The 19,581-nt window shown below is 39.7% G+C and carries 14 protein-coding genes; 8 read left to right on the top strand and 6 right to left on the bottom strand.

Annotated features, from left to right (window positions below; all coding sequences use genetic code 11):
- Window positions 1–24 precede the first annotated feature (24 nt).
- From LEPBI_RS18025 to LEPBI_RS18005, 5 genes are all read right to left on the bottom strand, one after another.
- Window positions 25–984: a magnesium transporter CorA family protein gene (locus LEPBI_RS18025; protein WP_012476666.1), complete on the bottom strand. Its 960-nt coding sequence runs from the start codon at window positions 982–984 to the stop codon at window positions 25–27.
- The gene (locus tag LEPBI_RS18020; RefSeq protein WP_041770213.1) at window positions 984–2,765 is read right to left on the bottom strand and encodes a M61 family metallopeptidase; all 1,782 of its coding nucleotides are present in this window, start codon (window positions 2,763–2,765) and stop codon (window positions 984–986) included. The genes LEPBI_RS18025 and LEPBI_RS18020 overlap by 1 nt, the downstream gene beginning before the upstream one ends.
- A 276-nt stretch (window positions 2,766–3,041) precedes the next feature.
- Window positions 3,042–5,129 (bottom strand): methyl-accepting chemotaxis protein, encoded by a 2,088-nt coding sequence (locus tag LEPBI_RS18015; protein ID WP_012476664.1) that lies wholly within the window; start codon window positions 5,127–5,129, stop codon window positions 3,042–3,044.
- A gap of 11 nt (window positions 5,130–5,140) precedes the next feature.
- Window positions 5,141–7,201 carry a methyl-accepting chemotaxis protein gene (locus LEPBI_RS18010; RefSeq protein WP_012476663.1) on the bottom strand — a complete coding sequence of 687 codons (2,061 nt, stop codon included), beginning with the start codon at window positions 7,199–7,201 and terminating at the stop codon, window positions 5,141–5,143.
- Window positions 7,202–7,256: 55 nt separating this feature from the next.
- Window positions 7,257–7,613 carry a VOC family protein gene (locus LEPBI_RS18005; protein WP_012476662.1) on the bottom strand — a complete coding sequence of 119 codons (357 nt, stop codon included), beginning with the start codon at window positions 7,611–7,613 and terminating at the stop codon, window positions 7,257–7,259.
- A 66-nt stretch (window positions 7,614–7,679) separates the two neighbouring features.
- Between LEPBI_RS18005 and LEPBI_RS18000 the strand changes: the two genes are divergently transcribed.
- Entirely contained in the window at window positions 7,680–7,958 is a 279-nt protein-coding gene (locus LEPBI_RS18000; protein ID WP_012476661.1) for a TIGR04454 family lipoprotein, read from the top strand.
- 35 nt (window positions 7,959–7,993) lie between these two features.
- On the opposite strand, the gene LEPBI_RS17995 is transcribed toward LEPBI_RS18000, so the two are convergent.
- Entirely contained in the window at window positions 7,994–8,272 is a 279-nt protein-coding gene (locus LEPBI_RS17995) for a hypothetical protein (RefSeq protein ID WP_012476660.1), read from the bottom strand.
- A 44-nt stretch (window positions 8,273–8,316) separates the two neighbouring features.
- Here LEPBI_RS17995 and LEPBI_RS17990 point away from each other — a divergent pair, with 44 nt between their 5' ends.
- From LEPBI_RS17990 to metH, 7 genes are all read left to right on the top strand, one after another.
- On the top strand, window positions 8,317–9,237 hold the full coding sequence (locus LEPBI_RS17990) for a DMT family transporter (RefSeq protein WP_012476846.1): 921 nt from the start codon (window positions 8,317–8,319) through the stop codon (window positions 9,235–9,237).
- A gap of 53 nt (window positions 9,238–9,290) precedes the next feature.
- A complete protein-coding gene (locus LEPBI_RS17985; RefSeq protein WP_012476658.1) occupies window positions 9,291–10,418 on the top strand; it encodes an Lsa36 family surface (lipo)protein in 1,128 nt (375 codons plus the stop codon).
- Between the two features lie 74 nt (window positions 10,419–10,492).
- The gene (locus LEPBI_RS17980) at window positions 10,493–13,033 is read left to right on the top strand and encodes a methyl-accepting chemotaxis protein (protein WP_012476657.1); all 2,541 of its coding nucleotides are present in this window, start codon (window positions 10,493–10,495) and stop codon (window positions 13,031–13,033) included.
- A gap of 97 nt (window positions 13,034–13,130) precedes the next feature.
- Window positions 13,131–14,093 (top strand): ArsR/SmtB family transcription factor, encoded by a 963-nt coding sequence (locus LEPBI_RS17975; RefSeq protein WP_012476656.1) that lies wholly within the window; start codon window positions 13,131–13,133, stop codon window positions 14,091–14,093.
- A gap of 10 nt (window positions 14,094–14,103) precedes the next feature.
- The gene (gene ahcY, locus LEPBI_RS17970; RefSeq protein ID WP_012476655.1) at window positions 14,104–15,423 is read left to right on the top strand and encodes an adenosylhomocysteinase; all 1,320 of its coding nucleotides are present in this window, start codon (window positions 14,104–14,106) and stop codon (window positions 15,421–15,423) included.
- Between the two features lie 48 nt (window positions 15,424–15,471).
- Complete coding sequence (locus LEPBI_RS17965) at window positions 15,472–15,771, top strand: ferredoxin family protein (protein WP_002980754.1); 300 nt, start codon at window positions 15,472–15,474, stop codon at window positions 15,769–15,771.
- 78 nt (window positions 15,772–15,849) lie between these two features.
- Window positions 15,850–19,566 (top strand): methionine synthase, encoded by a 3,717-nt coding sequence (gene metH, locus LEPBI_RS17960; RefSeq protein ID WP_012476845.1) that lies wholly within the window; start codon window positions 15,850–15,852, stop codon window positions 19,564–19,566.
- The last annotated feature ends 15 nt before the right edge of the window (window positions 19,567–19,581 follow it).

Below are 19,581 nucleotides of genomic sequence, written 5' to 3'. Positions count from 1 at the left end.
CCTATTTCGTATTTGTAAATTACATTAATACCAACGTTTGATTCTAAAATAAACTAACATTAAAAAGCCGAGTAGTCCCATCGCACTAATGGCAGATACAAAACCATATTCCCATTCTAAGGTTGGCATATGTCGAAAATTCATGCCATAAATCCCCGCTACAAGTGACATGGGTAACATGATCGCTGTCATGATGGTAAGGATTTTCATGATTTCATTTGTTTTTCTGGTAGATATGGCGATATGAGCTTCGAGTGCAGATGAGATTGATTCAATATTACTATCAACAAGTTCCAAAATCCGAATGGAATGGTCTCTTACGTCGCGAAAAAAAGCATCTGCTTCATCACTAAAAAAACTATTTTTGATTTTCTCCAAATCTTCCAATACTTCTTTGTTTTGTAACATCCCTTTTTTGATGGAGAGTAAACTAGACCTTAAACTATACACATTGCTGATATCGAGTGATTTGGCATTGCTGAAAATTTGGTCTTCAAAATGATCGATACGTTCTTCAATCTTTTGTGTGATGGCCAAAGTATGATCTGTTTCGATATCCAAAATTTTATGTACAATGAATTCATACCCCTTTGACAATACTTTATTATTGGTTTTCCAATCTTCGATCATATTACCAATACTTTCTCTATAATCTAATGTAAGGGAGATGATTTGGTTTGGAGTTAAGATGAAGTTGAAATTCTTCAATGTCAGTTGGTTCCGTTCATAATGGAATCCTCTAAATATAAAAAATATATAATTTGGGAACTTTTCCAATTTGATCCGGCTGTTTGGGTTTAAAATATCTTCAATCGTCAACTGATGGATATTGTGTTTTTGGAACAAAAAGGTGAGCTTTTCTTCGTTTTCGGCAGTTATGTGGATCCAATGTTTCGGATGTTTATGAGAGAGAGGGAGTGGGGTATCCAACAAAACTTCTTCTTTTGAGGATGGAGTTAAAATGTAATTAAATAATGCAGGCATTATACAATGTTCCTTAAAAAATATTCTCTGAGTTCTTTTTTCTCTACACTACAATCTTCTGAGATCACAAATTTCCTTGTTTTATAATTACCGATCGCTGTGACCATTGTTTCTTTGACTTTCCCCGCTCGGGATAAAATGAGATGAAATTTTTCTCCAGGTCTCAAATTTTTTTCCAATTTTTGTAAAAGTGAGTTACTTGCTCTTTTACCGTTGATAGCTAAAATTTCATCGTCTAACATTAAATCTATGGAATCAACATCTGATCTATGTAGGATTTTTTGTACAAATAAATTTCCATTTTTTTCTTTTGTTTTGAATCCTGTTTCTCCCACCATATCAATTTGGATTCGATGGATTCCAATCAAATCAAGATAAAAATCAACTGGAATTGGTTTCGGGAATTCTAAATAATCATTAAATTCTTTTTTTAAGTCAACGCCAGTCACTTCTTTAACTGTTTCGAAGAATTCTTGTTTGGTGAATCCTCTTTGTTTTCCTTTCACAAAAACTTCATTTAATTTGTGAAATACATGGCGGATTGTTTTTTTCTCTTTCGATTCGTGTAACAAAAATAAATTCATACACAAGGCAAGAACTCCACCTTTTGTATAATAAGATACAGTGATGTTATGACTGTTCCCGTTTCGTTTGTAGTATTTTGTCCAAGCTGTGAAGGAGGATTCTTCTAAACTCATCCAAAAATCTGCTTCATTGTCCTCCAATGAAAAAATATCGGACTGTAGTTTGTTTAAATAATCTTCAATACTTAAAAAACCAGAATGAAATAAAAAATAAGCATCATAAAAACTAGTAAAACCTTCGGCAATCCAAAGTTCCCGAGTGAGGTTCGGTTTTTGGTAATCAAACGGACCTAGGGCTAACGGACGGATGCGTTTGATATTCCAAAGATGGAAATATTCATGTGATAAAAGTTCCAAAAGTCGTTTGTATTCTTCATCATCATGAATGAGTTCAGGATTAAAGTAATTGATACTAGATGCTTTGTGTTCCAAACCACCATAGGCTGGTAAACTTAAATTAAGAACAAAAAGGTAATATAAATTTGGACTTTCTCCCATCCACTGGATCTGTGTCTCTGCGATTTTTTGTAAATCATTGGTGAGTTTTGTTTTGAAATCAAATGGGACATCACCTTCTATGAGTAATTCATGTTTGGTGGTCCCGGCACTAAAAAAAACTGAGTTTTTTTTACTCAATTGGAATGGTGAATCAAAAAGTTCATCGAAATGATCTGCATAAAATTGATGAGGGTTGTTTTCATCCCGAGGTAAACTGCAATATACGTTTGGAAATAGTTCTGAGACTTTGAATTCCACACTCATGGGAGTGTCTAATTTTCCTTCTGGATATAAAAAGAGGGCAGGGGGATTGATAAAGCCAAACTCAGTTTCTAAGTAATTGGTTCTGACTGTAAAATCTTCGAAAGCATAGATGATGTAAGAAATTTCAAATTTTGGTGGGACTTGGTTTAGTTTCCATCGGTGTAAATCAACCATTTCCCATGAAACTGTTTCTTTTGTGATCGTATTTTGTACATTAAATTTGTGTAAGTGAGTGGCATAGTCCCGGATCATATAAGATCCGGGAGTCCAACTGGGTAAACAAAAGGTGATTTCTTTTTGGTTTGTTTCTACAAACAATCGGACTTGGTAATAATGTTTGTAAATGTCAAAAATACTGACTTCAAATTGTAATTTGAGAGCCGGTTTAGACTGCTCTTCCAAAGAGATTGTTTTCCCTTCTAACTCTTTTCCCATAGTACACTATCTTCTTTTATTTTAGTTTTAATCAAATGTTTTCTTGACCGAAAATCTGAAGGGTACTAGAAAAGGTCTAGCTAAGGTATGAGCAAAGGAGGTGGTCCATTTGGATAGTAGTTGTTACAACAAAAGATTTTTGACCCGCGAGGTGGCTGGGCAATAACGCCTGGGCTTTGTTGCAAAACCGACCAGACACAGTCTTTCCAAGTTCCGAATGGGTGGTCTCCTTCGGGCGTTTCGCAGTCGCTTGGAAAGTACTTCTTCTTTTCACACTTAACTTTCTAAATCTATATCCTTTTCAATGCGAAAGGTCTTCAGCAATTCATCCAAAGTATTGATCACTTGTCCTAATCGTTCTGCATTTTCTGCCATCGAAGAGGACTGGTCAGACAAAACTTGCGAACCATTGGAAATATTGATGGTCATGTTTGCAAGTTCGTTCGTTGCCCTTTGTTGTTCTTCTGTGGATAGTTGGATGGACTTCACTTGTTCTGTGATCTCCACCACTTCGGTATAGATACTCTCAGTGCGAGAACTTTGGTCTTCGATTAAGGGACCAATTTCATTGGAAGATAAAAAGATCAGGGATACTTCATCTGTAATTTTTTTCAAAACCTCAACCAATCGTTCCACTTGTTGGTTCCCTCGTTCTATGGAATCCAATGCTTCTTGGGATAGGGTATTGATCTGTGAGACTGATTCTGCTGATTGGCTTGCTAGTTTTGTGATCTCTTCTGCTACCACGGCAAATCCCTTTCCAGATTCACCTGCTCTTGCAGCTTCGATCGCCGCGTTTAATGCGAGTAAGCCGGTTCGTTTGGCGATATCAGAGATTACATTCGAAAAAGCAGTGATGGTTTTGGATTTTTCTTGGATTTCTCGGATGGCAAGTGAAGTCTCTTTTGCCATGCTACGGCCTTCCTCCGCATTTTTGTTCGCTCTAACTGAAATTTCCCCAAAAGTATTTACTTTTTCTAGAATTTTTTTCATTAAGTTTTGAATATCACCTAACGACTGATGTATGGTTTCAGTGTTTTCTACGGCACTGAGTACATTACTGTGGATCGTTTCAGAGGAAGCATTGAGTTCTTCAACGGTGGCACTTGCTTCTTCGGAGGATGCTGCTTGGTTTTGCGCTAAATCGGTGAGCTCTGTGATTGTGTTTTGTATTTTTCCTGTGGTTTCGCTGATATTCCCAGAAGATTTTTGGGCAATACGAATTAGTTTTCTCAAATGTTCGATCATCTGATTTAAAGAAACCATGATACTTCCTAACTCATCTATTTGGTCAATTTTGATGAGTTGCCGTAAGTCCCCAGAAGCAACTTTCTCCGTTGAGGAATTGATTGATTGGATCCGTCGATCGACTAATCTTTGGAAACTGTAATAGATGGATAGAATTGAAAGTGCAACTCCAACGATGCCTAAACCAATGGTTATCAAAATAATCGAATTGAGAGTGGATTGGATTTGTGATTTTGGAACCGAGATACGGGCAAACCATGGATTGTTTTTTTCAATGATGGTTATGGGTACTGCGACATGGAAGTAATCATTAAATTCATAAATACTTGTGTCTTTATTTTTGATTCGATCATAAAAATGGGGATCCGCCGCGGATCGAAAATCCAAACCCTCAGAAAGTTGTGTGAAACCGTCATACAAAACCAAATGGTTGTCAGAGATGAGAGTGATTTTGCCTTCCCCATCAGCAAATTTAAGTGAATCCAAATAGGATTTAATCGTAGTTAGACTAATGTCAATCCCGGAGATTCCGATGAATTTTCCATCACGTAAGATTGGTTCCATGATGGAAACAATGAAAATTTCCGAATTCCCCGCTTTATAGATATAAGGTGAGGTAATGCTCGTATTCAAAGTTGCTTTTGGTTTTTGGTAAAATTCACCTTGGATGGGATCATCTAGATCTTTGAGTGCTTCGGTAAAAATTTTGTCCCCATCACGGAAGACATAGGGAATGAATCTCCCTGATCCATCATGATTCGGCGTATTTCGATAGGAAGCATCCTTGCCATCAAAAGCATTGGGTTCAAAAGCACAATAGGTCGCAAAAGCGATGTCTTTTTCCTTGATGAGAGCCTTTAAGTATTGTATGGATTCTGCCCTTGAGGTGAGGTTTCTGTTTTCATAAGATTTTCGAAAGGCAAAGGTTTTGTTCAAGGGTGATTTGAGGGTATGGGAAATATCACTGATAATTTTGGATGAAATGTAAGTTGTGTCTTCTTCCAAATTGTGGAGAAGGGTAGACCTGACTACCATAGAAAGTACGATGAGAATTCCTGCGATGATGACGGATATCACAGCTAGTGAATTGAATATAATTTTCTTTTTAATCGACATAAACAGGATCCCTATAAATTGAATTTTTGTAAAATTTCGGAGATCTTTGCACTAATCCCTGTCATGCGAAGAGAATTTCCTGACATGGTTTCAGATTGGTCAGATAAAATTTGTGATCCATTCGAGATATTGATTGTCATATTGGAAAGTTCCGAAGTGGCTCTTTTTTGTTCTTCTGTGGATTGTTGGATGGATTCTACAAGTGAAGTGATCTCTTCAATTTCGACATAAATTTGATCGGTTCTTGTTTTTTGGTCTTGGATGAGGGGGACAATGTCGGATGCTTTTTCAAAGATAACAGAGACTTCTTTGATGATGTCTTGCAGGAGTGCAATGAGTTTTGAGACTTGGTTCCCTCCATTTTGAATGGATTCCAAGGCTTCTTCTGATAGAGAGTTGATTTGGGAAACGGAGGATGCGGCTTGCGATGCGAGTTTGGATATCTCTTCTGCCACAACAGCAAACCCTCGGCCAGATTCGCCTGCCCTTGCTGCTTCGATGGCAGCATTTAATGCGAGTAAGCTGGTCTTTTCTGATATATTGGAAATAACATCTGAAAACTCTGTAATCGAGACTGATTTATCTTGGATCTCTTCAATGGCTTTTGAGGTCAGACTTGCCATAGTTCTCCCTTCTTCTGCCTTGAGGTTGGCTCCTTTTGCAATTTGACCAAAGTTTTCCACTTCACTCGTGATATTTTGGACAAGCTTTTGAATCTCTAAAAGAGAGGAATGGATGGATTTTGAATTTGAAACTGCTTGTTCCACATTTGCATTGATGGTTTCAGAAGATGCGTTGAGTTCTTCCACAGTCGCACTTGCTTCTTCCGATGAGGCCGCTTGGCTTTGTGCTAAATCAGAAAGTTCAAGGATTGTATTTTCCATGAGTAAGGAACTGTCTTTTAATTCATTTCCAGAACTTTGGGCTACACTTAGAATATGACGAATGTTTGTCACCATGGCGATGATGGCTTCAACCAGATTTCCTATTTCATCTTTTTTGGTATCGTTAATTTCTTTTAACAAATTTCCACTTGCTGCTTCTTTTGCATAAGAAATTAAATTTTGAAGTCTACTATCCACTAACTTTCTAAAGATGATGATATTGGCTAGAGTTGAAAATAAAATCCCTGTAAATCCAAGTCCAAGTGCTATCCAAAAGATAAATTGGATTTCGTTTGTGATTTTTTCTTGAGGATATGAAATTCTAAGTGTCCAAGGTGCCGTGTTTTCAACGAGTGAAATGGGGAGGCTTACATGAAAATAATCGGAATCTACATAATTTTGTTTTTGTTTGGAGGACATCGCAAGGTTGACATATGTATCTTCTTTATCAACCCATTGGATGTTTTTGGATTCGGGATTCAGTCCATTGAAAAGTACATAACCATTGCTTGCTACGAGGGTGATTTTGACACTCCCTTCCAAAATTTTTAAGTTTTGTAAATAGGCACGGATCGTTGATAAGGATAAATCGGCTCCCGCTATGCCGATAAATTTTTGGTTTTGGATCACGGGATATACAAGTGAAATCATTGTCACATCCGTCCCATCTACTTTGTAATCAAAAGGAGGAATCAATTCTACTTTTTTATTTTTTTTGGGTAGTTGGTAGAAATCGGACTCAGGCAATTCATAACCCACAACGGGTTCAATGATGATCTTTCCGTTTGATTTCACAGCATAGGGGATGAATCTTCCTGTTTGGTCATGATACTTCGTATTACGGAAGTTAGCATCTTTCCCATCAAAGGCATTGGGTTCAAAAACAACATATGTCCCAAGAATTGATTCATTGGAATTTGACATGATGGTGAGGGTTTTAAAAACTCTTTCTCTATCTAATAGATTTGGTTCTTGTAAAATTTGTTTCAGAAGAAAGGCTTCGTTCAAAGGTGCTGATAAATATGTACCTACATCGAGGGAAATTTTGTCTGCGAGGATCGATATTTTTTCCAGTGCATCTTCTTTCGCATTTTTATATATGACATAAGAAATCAGAGTTAGGATGACTCCTAGTGATAATAAGGTGATCACCGAAGATCCAAGAGCTAACTTTTGTTTGATGTTCATTTGTTAAAAAAATTTCCTTAAGTGATGGTTACCATACTTTTTTAGAATTGTTTTCTCAACTCATTTCTAAAGAATGAGGAAGTTTTTGTGGGTAGGAGCTTAAGCCAAGACTATTCCCATCTGGATCTTGAAAATACATTGTAAAATCTGTACGCGAAGTGACTTGAATCGATTTAAAAAACTCCCTCCATTCGTTTTGGTTGGAAGGATTGAGCGAAAAAACTAAATTTTTAGGAGATTCCTGTTCCCCTGATTCCAACATCAAAATGATAGGTCCCAATTGGATCCAAACTGATCGAACCTCTCCTGAATCAAAATGATGTCGTTTTAAGAGTTTGGCCCCTGGAATTTGAAGGTAAAAGGCCGCTAAAGGCTCTGGATTGGGCGTTCCTATGGCAATGTGATGGATCATTTTTTTGTTTTCAAATCCCTTTGTAAAAAAGAAACTATCAGGAAATCTATTTCATCGGAGTTTTTCATGAAAAAATCTCTTATCCTTGCGCTCGCTCTCGGGCTATTTTTGGCGAATTGTAAATCCAAAGTCTATACCCAAGAAGAGTGTGAATCTGCGCTTGCAAGTACTTTCACTCAAATTGAAGAAGAAGCTAAAAAGAACCCAGCAGCAGCTCCCGTTCTTGCAGGTTTACAACAAGGCAAACAAAAAATGATCGACCAATGTATGGAAGGAAAATTTGATCCTAACTGCTTAAAAAATGCTCCAGGAATCGCTGGCATTATGGGCTGTGTAAAAAAATAATTCACTTTCATAAACCGGGAGTTTCGATTCCCGGTTTACTCATTTTCCTTTAAAACTTCAAATCCCTTTTTTTCCGTATAACAGCCGTGAGTCCTATAAGGACCATCTTCAAAAAATCGAATTTCTTGGGCATATCGTTTGCCTTCCCATAAACAACGTTTACAGACAAAGGGCAAAATCGCCCAATCTTCACATTCTTCTGGTCGAAAGGTTGGGAAAACACGTAACATAGGTTTGGATAGTTCATGACTGGGATCGGAAACAAGGGAAACACTTCCCAATAGAAAAATGAAAAAAACCAAATAGCGAATCATCCAATAAAACTATCGGGATTTTTGTGGATTTCCAGGATGGATTTGTGAAAGAAAATTCTCATGTGGAATGGAAAGGGATCGCGTTTGTTTTGACGGGAGCCTTACTATTTAGCGCCAAAGCAGTCGTTGTCAAATTAACCTATCGGTATGAAATTTCTGCCATTGGCTCCTTATTCTTTCGAATGTTGTTTGCCTTCCCATTTTTAGTTTGGATGGCGTGGTCAGCGGAAAAGGAAACCGAAAAACCAAACCTAACTAAAAAAGACTATTGGAATGTCCTCCTCATGGGAGTGGTTGGTTACTATCTTGCCAGTTTATTTGATTTTGTTGGTCTCAAATACATCAGTGCTGGCCTAGAACGTATCATTTTATTCATTTATCCGACTCTAGTAGTTTTATTATCCTTTTTCTTTTTAAAAAAGAAAATCCACATGCGGGAAATTTTTTCTCTCATCTTAACATACACAGGTGTGTTTTTAGCGTATGGTCAGGATGTTCAGTTGGGTTCACCGAAAGATGTCAGCCTCGGTGCTTTTTTCATCTTATTATCAGCTTTGACATATGCAATTTATCTTATGGGAAGTGGTTCCATCGTGCCAAAGTTAGGTGCCAAAAGATTTACAGCTTGGGCACTTATCATCTCATCTATAGTTGTATTCCTTCATTTTTTTATATTCGGAACTTACAAGGAACTCATTCAACCGATGTCATTTTATCTTTTGGCATTTGTGATGGGAACCGTGAACACTGTGGTTCCTGCCGTACTTGTATCCGAAGGGATCAAACGAGTCGGTAGTAAAACCGCTGCGATCGTTGGATCGATTGGACCAATGTCGACTTTATTTTTGGCATATGTGTTTTTGGATGAACCGATCACCATCGTACATAGCATAGGTACTTTATTTGTTCTCACTGGAGTTTTTTGGATTAGTACGGCAAAAAAACCAAAGGAAGTCACTGTTTGAGAGAGAAAATTACTTTCCAATTGTTGATTGAGAGTAGAGAATAAAGGATCTATATGAAATTTAGAATCGTTTTCCTTGCCGTGGTTTTGGTCACATCGTTCACACAAAATGAACTCTACGCCCAATTCACTTGTGAAGGTTCTGCTTGTAGTTTTTTACCTTCACCTCTTACAGAGACGGGTAATGCCACACTCAAAAAATTTGAAACTGGATATTTAAACGAAGTCTTAAAAACAAATTTAGAAGCTGGGTTTTTAGCCAATGTTGGTGCCAGTAATATTGGAACAGGTACTGTCCGCCGTATCCAAGTGGGTGTCAGTGCATCCGCTGCTGGTTATAAAAAAGACGACATCCAAATCCAAGATGATTTAATCAAATACCCAAAACTCCCGAATGTGGGAGGAGCAGTCATTCCATCCTTTCATTTGGACATCAATCCTGGTTGGTTACTAGGCACGGAAGAAGGTGGGTACATCCGAAGGATCGGAATATTTTTACATGGGATGAATGTAGCGGTCACAGAAGACCAAATCCAAGCCGCCTCGAATAACAAAAATTATGAGGGAAGGATCGACGTACGTTCGTATGGTGGGATGTTACGTTACCAACTCATGGAGAAAGAAGGTTTTTTAATGAACCTCATCACATGGAATGGGCTCAATGTGGGCGTGGGGCATCATGTCATGGAACAAAATATGAGCCTCAGTTATTTAGAAGGAAAGGCCGCACAAGTAGAGTTCCAAGGGGTCAAAGGGAAATGGGGTGGAGATACCAATTTTCTTTTTAATACCAAAGTCCAAACCACCAATGTTGACTTACGCACTGGGATTGGTCTTTTTTGGGTAGCAAACTTAATTGTTGGTGGTGGATACAGTTGGAACTCTGGCCATAACACAGCTTCTCTTTCTAGGCGCGGGCCATTTATCATCTCTGCAAACGATGCTTTTCCGATCGAACTTCCGAGAGAATACCAAGCTGTCCTCGATAAAGAATTACTCGCACAAAATCCCAATGCGACCCTTGGGTTTCGGGCCAGTGGGGAATCCAATTCTAAACGAGGGATTGGGTATGGGATTGTTGGTTTGGAATTGGATTTATTTATGCTAAAGGTCATCGCCGAGGGATTGTATGGTGGAAAAGACCTCTATTCGGCAAACCTAGGACTCAAACTCTCTTTTTAGAAATCTTCGGGGAATTCCATAAAACCTTGCCATACCGTGGAACGAATTTACCCTGCGTACAAGTCTAAGTTTCAATGAATTTATACAAACGGTATTCTCGCGCTTTTTTTCTCGCCTCCCAAGTTTTTTCTTTGGGAGTTGTGGTCCCGATTGGGATCAGCCTTATTTTATTTTATGTCGATTTGAGCGCCACGCAGATCAAAACCTTTCTCGGTGGGACCGTCCTTGCCGCTCTCATCAGTTTGTTACTCCCTAGTTTTATTTTTCCAAAAAAACTAAAGATCATCAAAGAGGGGTTACTCGAACTAGAATCCCAGACAGAAAAAAATCCAGAAACCTACACCCGAGTTTGGGATACCATTGCAAAAATGCCTGTGTTTGGTGCCACTGTTGGTGCTTCCCAGTGGGCACTCGCCATTCCTATCGTTTTAACTCCCGTATTGTATTTACCGGAGACGAGTAAATCCGATGGATTTTATATTATCTGTGTTTTGTTACTCACATCGTTTCTCAATATCATCATCTCCTTTGTTTTTTTGGAAAAAGCTTCGCACATTATCTTAGATGATGATATTTTCCAATCCGATTTAAATGAACGCATCACACCATATTATCGAAATTTAAGAAATACTGTGCCTATCATGTTTTCTTTTATGGTGATGGTACTTTCGATTTTCCTTCTGATTTATTCGTTCAATGTGAACGCCAAAGCTTTGGAAAAAGCGTTTTCCAACCAATTGTATAATTTTAACCAAAGTAATGAAGCGGGGATCAATGTTTACTTCGAAGCGGTGGAGAATTCTCTAAAGGAAGTTGCTACTCTACCTGCCGTAAAACAAGCATTAGAAACAAAAAATTATAAACTTGCAGTTCCAGCATTGGAAAAATCATTCAAAGATACCCAACTCCTTTTGGAAAATGCCTTCATTGCCAATTTTGAAGAAGGGACACCAATCGTCGCATCGGGGCTTCCAGGTGGTACAAGTACTGGATTCAAATTAGAATCCAATCCAGAAGTTTTAGAAAATATCAAAGCGTCGAAAGAAGGGAAACCTCGCGTGGGGATTGCCGTCAAATCTCCTATCAGTGGTCAAATCGTGATCATGGTCACGAGCCCTGTGAAAAATGCAAATGGGACTGTGGTGGGTTTTGTAGGAATGCCATTCCTCGTGGGAAAGGCGATGGAATCCTTCTTAAAAAATGTCAAAATTGGGTCCACAGGGTATTCCTTTTTACTTGATCGTGAAGCGACAATGGTTTACCACCCCAATCCCAAATACCTAATGAATAGTTTTAAAGGGTCTGAATTTGAACGCCTCGCAATGAATGCGGGAGAAACAGATTCCTTTCGGAATCCTTGGGAAGGATCCACTTTTTTACTTCGTAGAAAGGTAAGTTCTAAATATGGAATCCAATTTTTTTCCACGATTGATCTCAAAGAAATCGAGGTAGAGAGTTTATCTTCCCTTAGAGGATTGACCGTCATTAGTTTGATTGGTTCGATTGTGATTGCGCTTGCCATTTACATTCTGTTTTCCGCAAGATTTCGACCAATGAAAACCATTGGTAAAGTACTTCAAAATGTAGAAGTAGGTGATTTACGAACCAAGGTGAAATTAGAATCTTCCGATGAATTTGCTCGCCTTTCCCTAGGTTTAAATTCCACACTCAAACAAATCATTGAAGTGGTTGGGTCAAACCAAGCTTTTTCGGAAGATTTAGCTTCATCCGCCGAACAGATGTCAGCATCACTGAATTTATTGTCTTCCAATGCACAAACACAAGCGGCATCTGCCGAAGAAATTTCTGCATCCATCGAAGAGATCTCCGCTGCCGTACAAAACGTAGATGCCCAAGCCGAAGACCAATTCCGCAAAGTGGATTTTTTAAAAGTAAAAATGGCAGAACTTTCCAGTTTGATTGAAGCGACTGGAAAACAAGTTGGGAAAGCTTCACAAGATGTGACTCAAATTTCGGAAGAAGCAAAACTTGGCCAATCATCACTGGACTCGATGCGTAACTCCATTTCCAAAATTAGTAATAGTTCGGAAGAAATTGGAAGTGTGATTGAGATCATCAATAATATATCCGAACAAATCAACTTACTTGCGTTAAATGCTGCAATCGAAGCGGCTCGTGCTGGCGTCTATGGGCGAGGGTTTGCTGTGGTTGCCGATGAAATTGGCAAACTTGCCGAAAAAACGGCGATCTCCATCGGGGACATCGGAGAACTCATCCAAGCAAACGAAAAAGAAATTGAAAGTGGTCGAGAGACAATTGAAACCACAATTTCTCTCATCCAAAGGATCATCCAAGGTGTGAGCTCCTTCAATCTCATGACAGACACCATTGATAAAAGCACCAAAGAACAGCTCATCATCAACCAAAAGGTGGGGGAAGAGGTGGACAAGGTGAACCAAATCAGTCAGGCGATCCGACTTTCCATGGAAGAACAAAAGAATGCCATCGGAGAGGTGGCTCAGGCCATCTTCAGCATCAATGACCTCACCCAAGGGACGGCGGCGGGCCTAGAAGAGATGACGGCGACTTCCAATGGGATTGCGAATTTAGCGGAAACCCTAAAAAGAAAGATCAATTTCTTCAAAATCTCGTAAACGATCTTCCAAACTGGCTGTGATTTTCTGAATCCAGTCAAATTTTGCTTGCTCTTATCTACATATCAAGATTTCTTGATATGTAGATATCTTAGATATGGCGACTGAAACCCTGCTCATCAATCGAAATTCTTCCCCTTTGCTTGCGGGAGCGAAAGCCATTTCTGATGAAACACGGATTCGGATCCTTCATATCCTGAGTTTCGGGGCATTTTCGGTGAACGAAGTGGTAGAAATTTTAGGAATGGGCCAGTCTCGCATCTCCCGTCATTTGAAAATCCTAACAGAAGCAGGACTTATTGGTTCTAGGCGGGAAGGTAGTTTGGTTTATAGTTTTTTACCAGATGAAGAATCCATGGGTTTAAAATTCCCAATGGAGCTCACAAAACTTTTGTTATCATATAAAGAAGACCTCCCATCTTGGGAAAGAGACCAGAAGATGGTCCACCAAATCCTCGAGGCACGTGAGAAAAAATCCAAATCCTTTTTCGACGGTGTGGCCGAGAGTTGGGAAAAATTACAGGAAGAAACCTTACATCCAAAACTCTATCGGTCTTGGATCTTACAAGAACTCCCTACTTGCGAGAATATTTTAGATTTAGGGTGTGGGCCTGGTGGTCTCATCCCTTTTTTGTTAAACAAAGCCAAACATGTTACGGGTGTTGACAACTCCTCTCGTATGATTGAAAATGCGTCCATCCATTTAGGTAAAAATCCAAGTGTGGATCTCATCCAGACGCCAATGGAACATCTGCCTCTTTCGGCAAACTCTTGTGATGCGGTAGTTGCATCTATGGTGATGCACCATATTTCCCACCCACCAACCGTACTCGAAGAAATTGCACGTGTATTAAAACCTGGTGGCGTACTTTGTATCGTCGATTTAGGGAAACATAATGCAGAATATATGCGTGATAATTTTGCGGACTTATGGCTTGGATTTGAACCAGAATTATTTGAATCCTGGTTATCCAATGCTGGGTTTCGTGTAGAAACCATTGGAGAAATCCAAACTGACTCAAGTTTTAAAATTTTAACAATCAAAGCAACAAAGGAATAAGGAGGACAAAATGTCCACAGCAACTGAAACAAAATCGGAACGATTGCCATACAAAGTGAAGGATATCTCTCTTGCAGAATGGGGAAGAGAAGAAATCATTTTGGCAGAAAAAGAAATGCCAGGTCTTATGGCACTACGTAAAGAATTCGGAACAACTAAGCCACTCAAAGGTGCAAGAATTTGCGGATCTCTTCACATGACAATCCAAACAGCGGTTCTTATCGAAACCTTGGCTGCATTAGGTGCTGACATTCGTTGGTCCTCTTGTAACATTTTTTCAACACAAGACCATGCAGCAGCAGCAATTGCAAAAGCGGGAATCCCTGTATTTGCATGGAAAGGGGAAACAGAAGAAGAATACTGGTGGTGTATTGAACAAACTTTATTCTTTGATGGCGGTAAAGGTCCAAACATGATCTTAGATGATGGACATGACCTAACTCATTACATCCATGAAAAATACCCACAACTCCTTGCAGACATCAAAGGTGTTTCGGAAGAAACAACTACAGGTGTGATTGCACTTCATAAAAAATTAAAAGCAGGAACATTAAAAATCCCTGCAATCAATGTGAACGACTCTGTAACAAAGTCAAAATTTGATAACCTTTATGGTTGCCGTGAATCCCTTGCTGATGGAATCAAACGTGCTACAGACGTGATGCTTGCTGGAAAAGTGGCACTTGTTTGTGGATACGGAGACGTCGGAAAAGGTTCGGCAGCATCCCTTCGTAACTTTGGTGCACGTGTGATCGTAACAGAAATCGATCCAATTTGTGCATTACAAGCAGTGATGGAAGGATACCAAGTACTTCGTGTAGAAGATGTGATTGAAAACGCTGACATCATTGTGACTGCAACTGGTAACGATGATATCATCTCTCTTGAACACATGAAAGCGATGAAAGATGGTGCCATCCTTTGTAATATTGGTCACTTTGATACAGAAATTCAAATGGCACGTTTGAATTCTGAGAAAGGTGTGATCAAAAAAGAAATCAAACCTCAAGTAGACAAATACACTTTCCCTGATGGTAAATCCATTATCGTCCTTGCGGAAGGAAGACTTGTGAACTTAGGTTGTGCAACAGGCCACCCATCTTTCGTAATGTCTAGTTCCTTCACAAACCAAGTTTTGGCTCAAATTGAACTTTATACTACGAAATATGAGTTGGGTGTGTTCCGCCTTCCAAAACACTTGGATGAAAAGGTAGCTGCACTTCATTTGGAGCAGTTGGGTGTTCGTTTGACAAAACTCACTCAAAAACAAGCTGATTACATCAGCGTTCCATTAGAAGGTCCATACAAACCGGACCACTACCGCTACTAAAATTTTTGCCCTTTTTAGGATACCTAAAAGGGGTATTAGGAGTTTCTCATGGCGTATGTTGTAACTGAAATTTGCGTTGATTGTAAATACACAAGTTGTGCTGCAGTTTGTCCTGTGGAAGCTTTTCACGAAGCTCCAGACACATTGTACATCGATCCAGATACTTGTATTGATTGTAATGCTTGTCAATATGAATGTCCGATTGATGCGATTTTCCCGGACTATGATGTCCCTGAAAAACACAAACCTTCAATCGAAGTGAACGCAAAAGAAGCAAATAAATTCCCGGTCATCGTAACGACTAAACCACCTCTCAAAGGTGCAAAATGTTCCGATCCGAGTAAATAATGTAACCGTGGGTGTTTTACGAAAGTAATCACCCACTTTTAATTGAATCTACCAAACTCTATTATACACAGAAATATTATGAAATTTGAATATACCAATCCTTCTTCCAAAACTCTCTTAAAATTACTCACGGAAAGAATCTTAGTTTTAGATGGTGCTATGGGTACAATGATCCAAAGGCATTCGTTAGAAGAGGATGATTTCCGCGGGGATCGTTTTAAGGATTGGCCTTGTTCGATCAAAGGTAATAACGATGTACTTGCCATCACAAGGCCTGACATCATCGAATCGGTTCACTTAGAGTATTTGGAAGCTGGTGCTGATATCATCGAAACCAATACCTTCAGTTCGAATATTGTCTCCCAAGCAGACTACAAAATGGAATCCGCCGTTCGGGATTTGAATCTAGCGGCTGTACAATGTGCCAAAAACGCCGTTGCCAAATATAAGGAAAAAACGGGGAAAACAGAAGTATTCATTGCAGGATCCATTGGCCCAACGGTCAAAACGGCATCCCTTTCTCCTGATGTGAATAACCCTGCCTTTCGTGCGGTCACCTTTGATGAGTTAGTGGATTGTTTTTATGAACAAGTTTCCGCACTTCTCGACGGTGGAGTTGACTTGTTATTACCCGAAACCAATATCGATACGTTGAACTTAAAGGCATGTATATTTGCCATAGAGAAAGTATTTGAAGAACGAAAGATTCGTATCCCCGTTGTGCTTTCTGTTACGATTACAGATGCATCTGGCAGGACTTTGTCTGGTCAAACGGGAGAGGCATTTTATATATCCATCAAACATGCAAAACCACTTGCAGTAGGAATCAACTGTGCGTTAGGTGCAGGTGAGATGCGACCTTATATCGAGGAAATCTCTCGAGTGGCCGATTGTTATGTGTCTTGTTACCCGAATGCTGGTCTTCCCAATGCCTTTGGTGGCTACGACCAAACGCCAGATGAGTTTGGTGGTTGGATGAAAAATTTTGCTGAGGCAGGTTTTTTAAACATTGTCGGTGGATGTTGCGGGACCACACCTGCCCATATCCAGGCGGCAAAAGAAGCAGTGACTTCGATCAAACCTCGTCCTCTCAGAGAACAACCGAAACTCAGTGCCTTTGCAGGCCTTGAACCATTGAAACTTACCAAAGATCAAGGTTTTATCAACGTAGGAGAAAGGAATAACGTCACAGGATCTCCAAAGTTCAAAAAACTCATCTTAGACGGAAACTTTGAAGAAGCCGTACAGGTTGCCTTACAACAAGTGCAAGCTGGTGCCAATATTATCGACATTAACTTTGATGAGGCGCTTCTCGATGGCGAAGCGTCTATGACCAAATTTTTGAATTTGATTTCAGGGGAACCAGACATTGCTCGTGTTCCGTTTATGATCGATTCTTCCAAATGGTCGGTGTTACTGGCAGGCCTCAAATGCATCCAAGGAAAACCAATTGTCAATTCGATCTCCCTTAAAGAAGGGGAAGAAGTATTTTTAAACCACGCACGCACCATCCAAAGGTTTGGAGCTTCTGCGATTGTCATGGCATTTGATGAACAAGGCCAAGCCGCTACGAGAGATGAGAAGGTGAGGATTTGTAAACGCGCTTATGATTTACTTGTATCCAAATTGGATTTTGACCCAACCGATATAATTTTTGATCCCAATATCTTAACTGTTGCCACTGGTATTGAAGAACATAACAATTATGCTGTTGATTTTATCGAAGCAACACGAGAGATCAAAAAAGTTTGCCCAGGTGCCAAAGTATCAGGTGGACTCAGTAATATTTCCTTTTCTTTCCGAGGCAATAACCCTGTTCGGGAAGCCATGCACTCTGCCTTTTTATACCATGCCATCCAAGCGGGAATGGATATGGCAATTGTCAATGCAGGTATGCTTGAAGTTTACGAACAAATCCCCAAAGACTTACTTGAGTTAGTGGAAGATGTTTTACTCAATCGAAGGCCTGATGCCACCGAACGTTTGATTGATGCCGCAGGAAGTTTCCATGGAGAAGCCAAAGTCCAAAAAAAGGATGATGTTTGGCGAAGTGGAACCGTTGAAGAGCGACTTACCCATGCCCTTGTAAAAGGAATCGACGAATTTGTGACACAAGATACGGAAGAAGCACGCCAAAGTTTGGCAAAACCTCTCGATGTCATCGAAGGACCACTCATGAATGGTATGAAGGTGGTAGGGGAACTCTTTGGTGCTGGAAAAATGTTTTTACCACAGGTTGTGAAAAGTGCTCGTGTGATGAAAAAAGCAGTCGCTTACCTCATGCCTTACATGGAAGAAGAGAAACGGAACCAAAAAGACGAAAGTAAACAAGCCAAGTTCCTCATTGCCACCGTAAAGGGTGATGTCCATGATATTGGGAAAAATATTGTGGGTGTTGTACTTGCGTGTAACAACTACGAGGTGATTGATCTTGGTGTGATGGTTCCTTGTGAAAAAATCCTAGAAACTGCCAAAAAAGAAAATGTTGCGGCAATTGGTCTTTCTGGTCTCATCACACCTTCCCTTGACGAAATGGTGTATGTGGCAAAAGAGATGGAACGATTGGAATTTAAAGTGCCACTCCTCATCGGTGGAGCTACCACATCCCCTGCACACACTGCAGTGAAAATCGCAGAAAAATATTCGCAACCTGTATTACATGTGATGGACGCATCTCGTGTTGTGAACGTGATGAATAGTGTCCTCAATCCGCAAACAACAAAAGAATACGCAAAAACCGTTAAGGAAGAACAATCCCGAATTCGTGAAGAGTTTTATTCCAGAGAAAACGAACGAAACATTCTACCAATCGCAGATGCGATCCAAAACAAATTCAAAGCCGATTGGGATTCCTATACTCCGCCAAAGCCGAGTTTTACGGGGATAAAAGTATTTGATGACGTGACTTTAAAGGATTTGATTCCTTTTATCGATTGGTCTCCTTTCTTTTTAGCTTGGGAATTAAAGGGTAGATACCCACAAATCTTAAAAGATCCTATCATTGGAAAAGAAGCCACTTCCTTATACAACGACGCACAGGTGATTTTAAATCAGATGTTGGAAAATCCAAACCTCAAACCAAGGGCTGTCGTTGGAATGTTCCCTGCGGTTTCTCATGGCGAAACAGTGGAAATTTTTTCGGATGAAAACAAATCAAAATCCTTGGGATTTTATCCGATGTTACGCCAACAGACAACAAAGATGTCCAATCAACCTAATTATAGTTTGGCGGATTTTGTTGCCCCGAAAGAAAAAAACAAAAACGATTATATCGGATTTTTTGCAGTCACTGCCGGGCATGGAATCGAAGAATTAGCAAAAACCTATGAAGTCAAACACGACGATTACAATTCCATTTTAGTGAAGGCACTTGCCGACCGTTTTGCGGAAGCATTTGCCGAATACATGCACCATAAAATGCGTGAAGATTGGGGATTTGGAAAGGACGAACAACTTACCACAGAAGATTTGATCCGTGAGAAGTATCGTGGCATTCGCCCAGCACCAGGGTATCCAGCATGCCCTGACCATACCGAAAAACGTAAAATTTGGAAACTACTCGATGTGGAAAAAAACGCAGGCATCCAGCTCACAGAATCTTGTGCGATGTGGCCGGCGAGCAGCGTGAGTGGGTATTATTTTTCCCATCCTGAAGCACGGTATTTTGCCATTGGGAAAATCAACGAAGACCAAGTGGATACGTATACAAAGCTAAAAGAGATGGAAAAATCAGAAGTAGAACGTTGGTTATCACCAATTCTCAACTATGATCCGTCAAGGAAGTCTAAAGGGTAAGACAACAAACAAATC

The organism is Leptospira biflexa serovar Patoc strain 'Patoc 1 (Paris)' (genome assembly GCF_000017685.1).
Taxonomy (GTDB): Bacteria; Spirochaetota; Leptospiria; order Leptospirales; family Leptospiraceae; genus Leptospira_A; species Leptospira_A biflexa.
The sequence above is the reverse complement of the archived record's forward strand: the minus strand, read 5'-3'. Positions and strand labels throughout refer to the sequence as shown.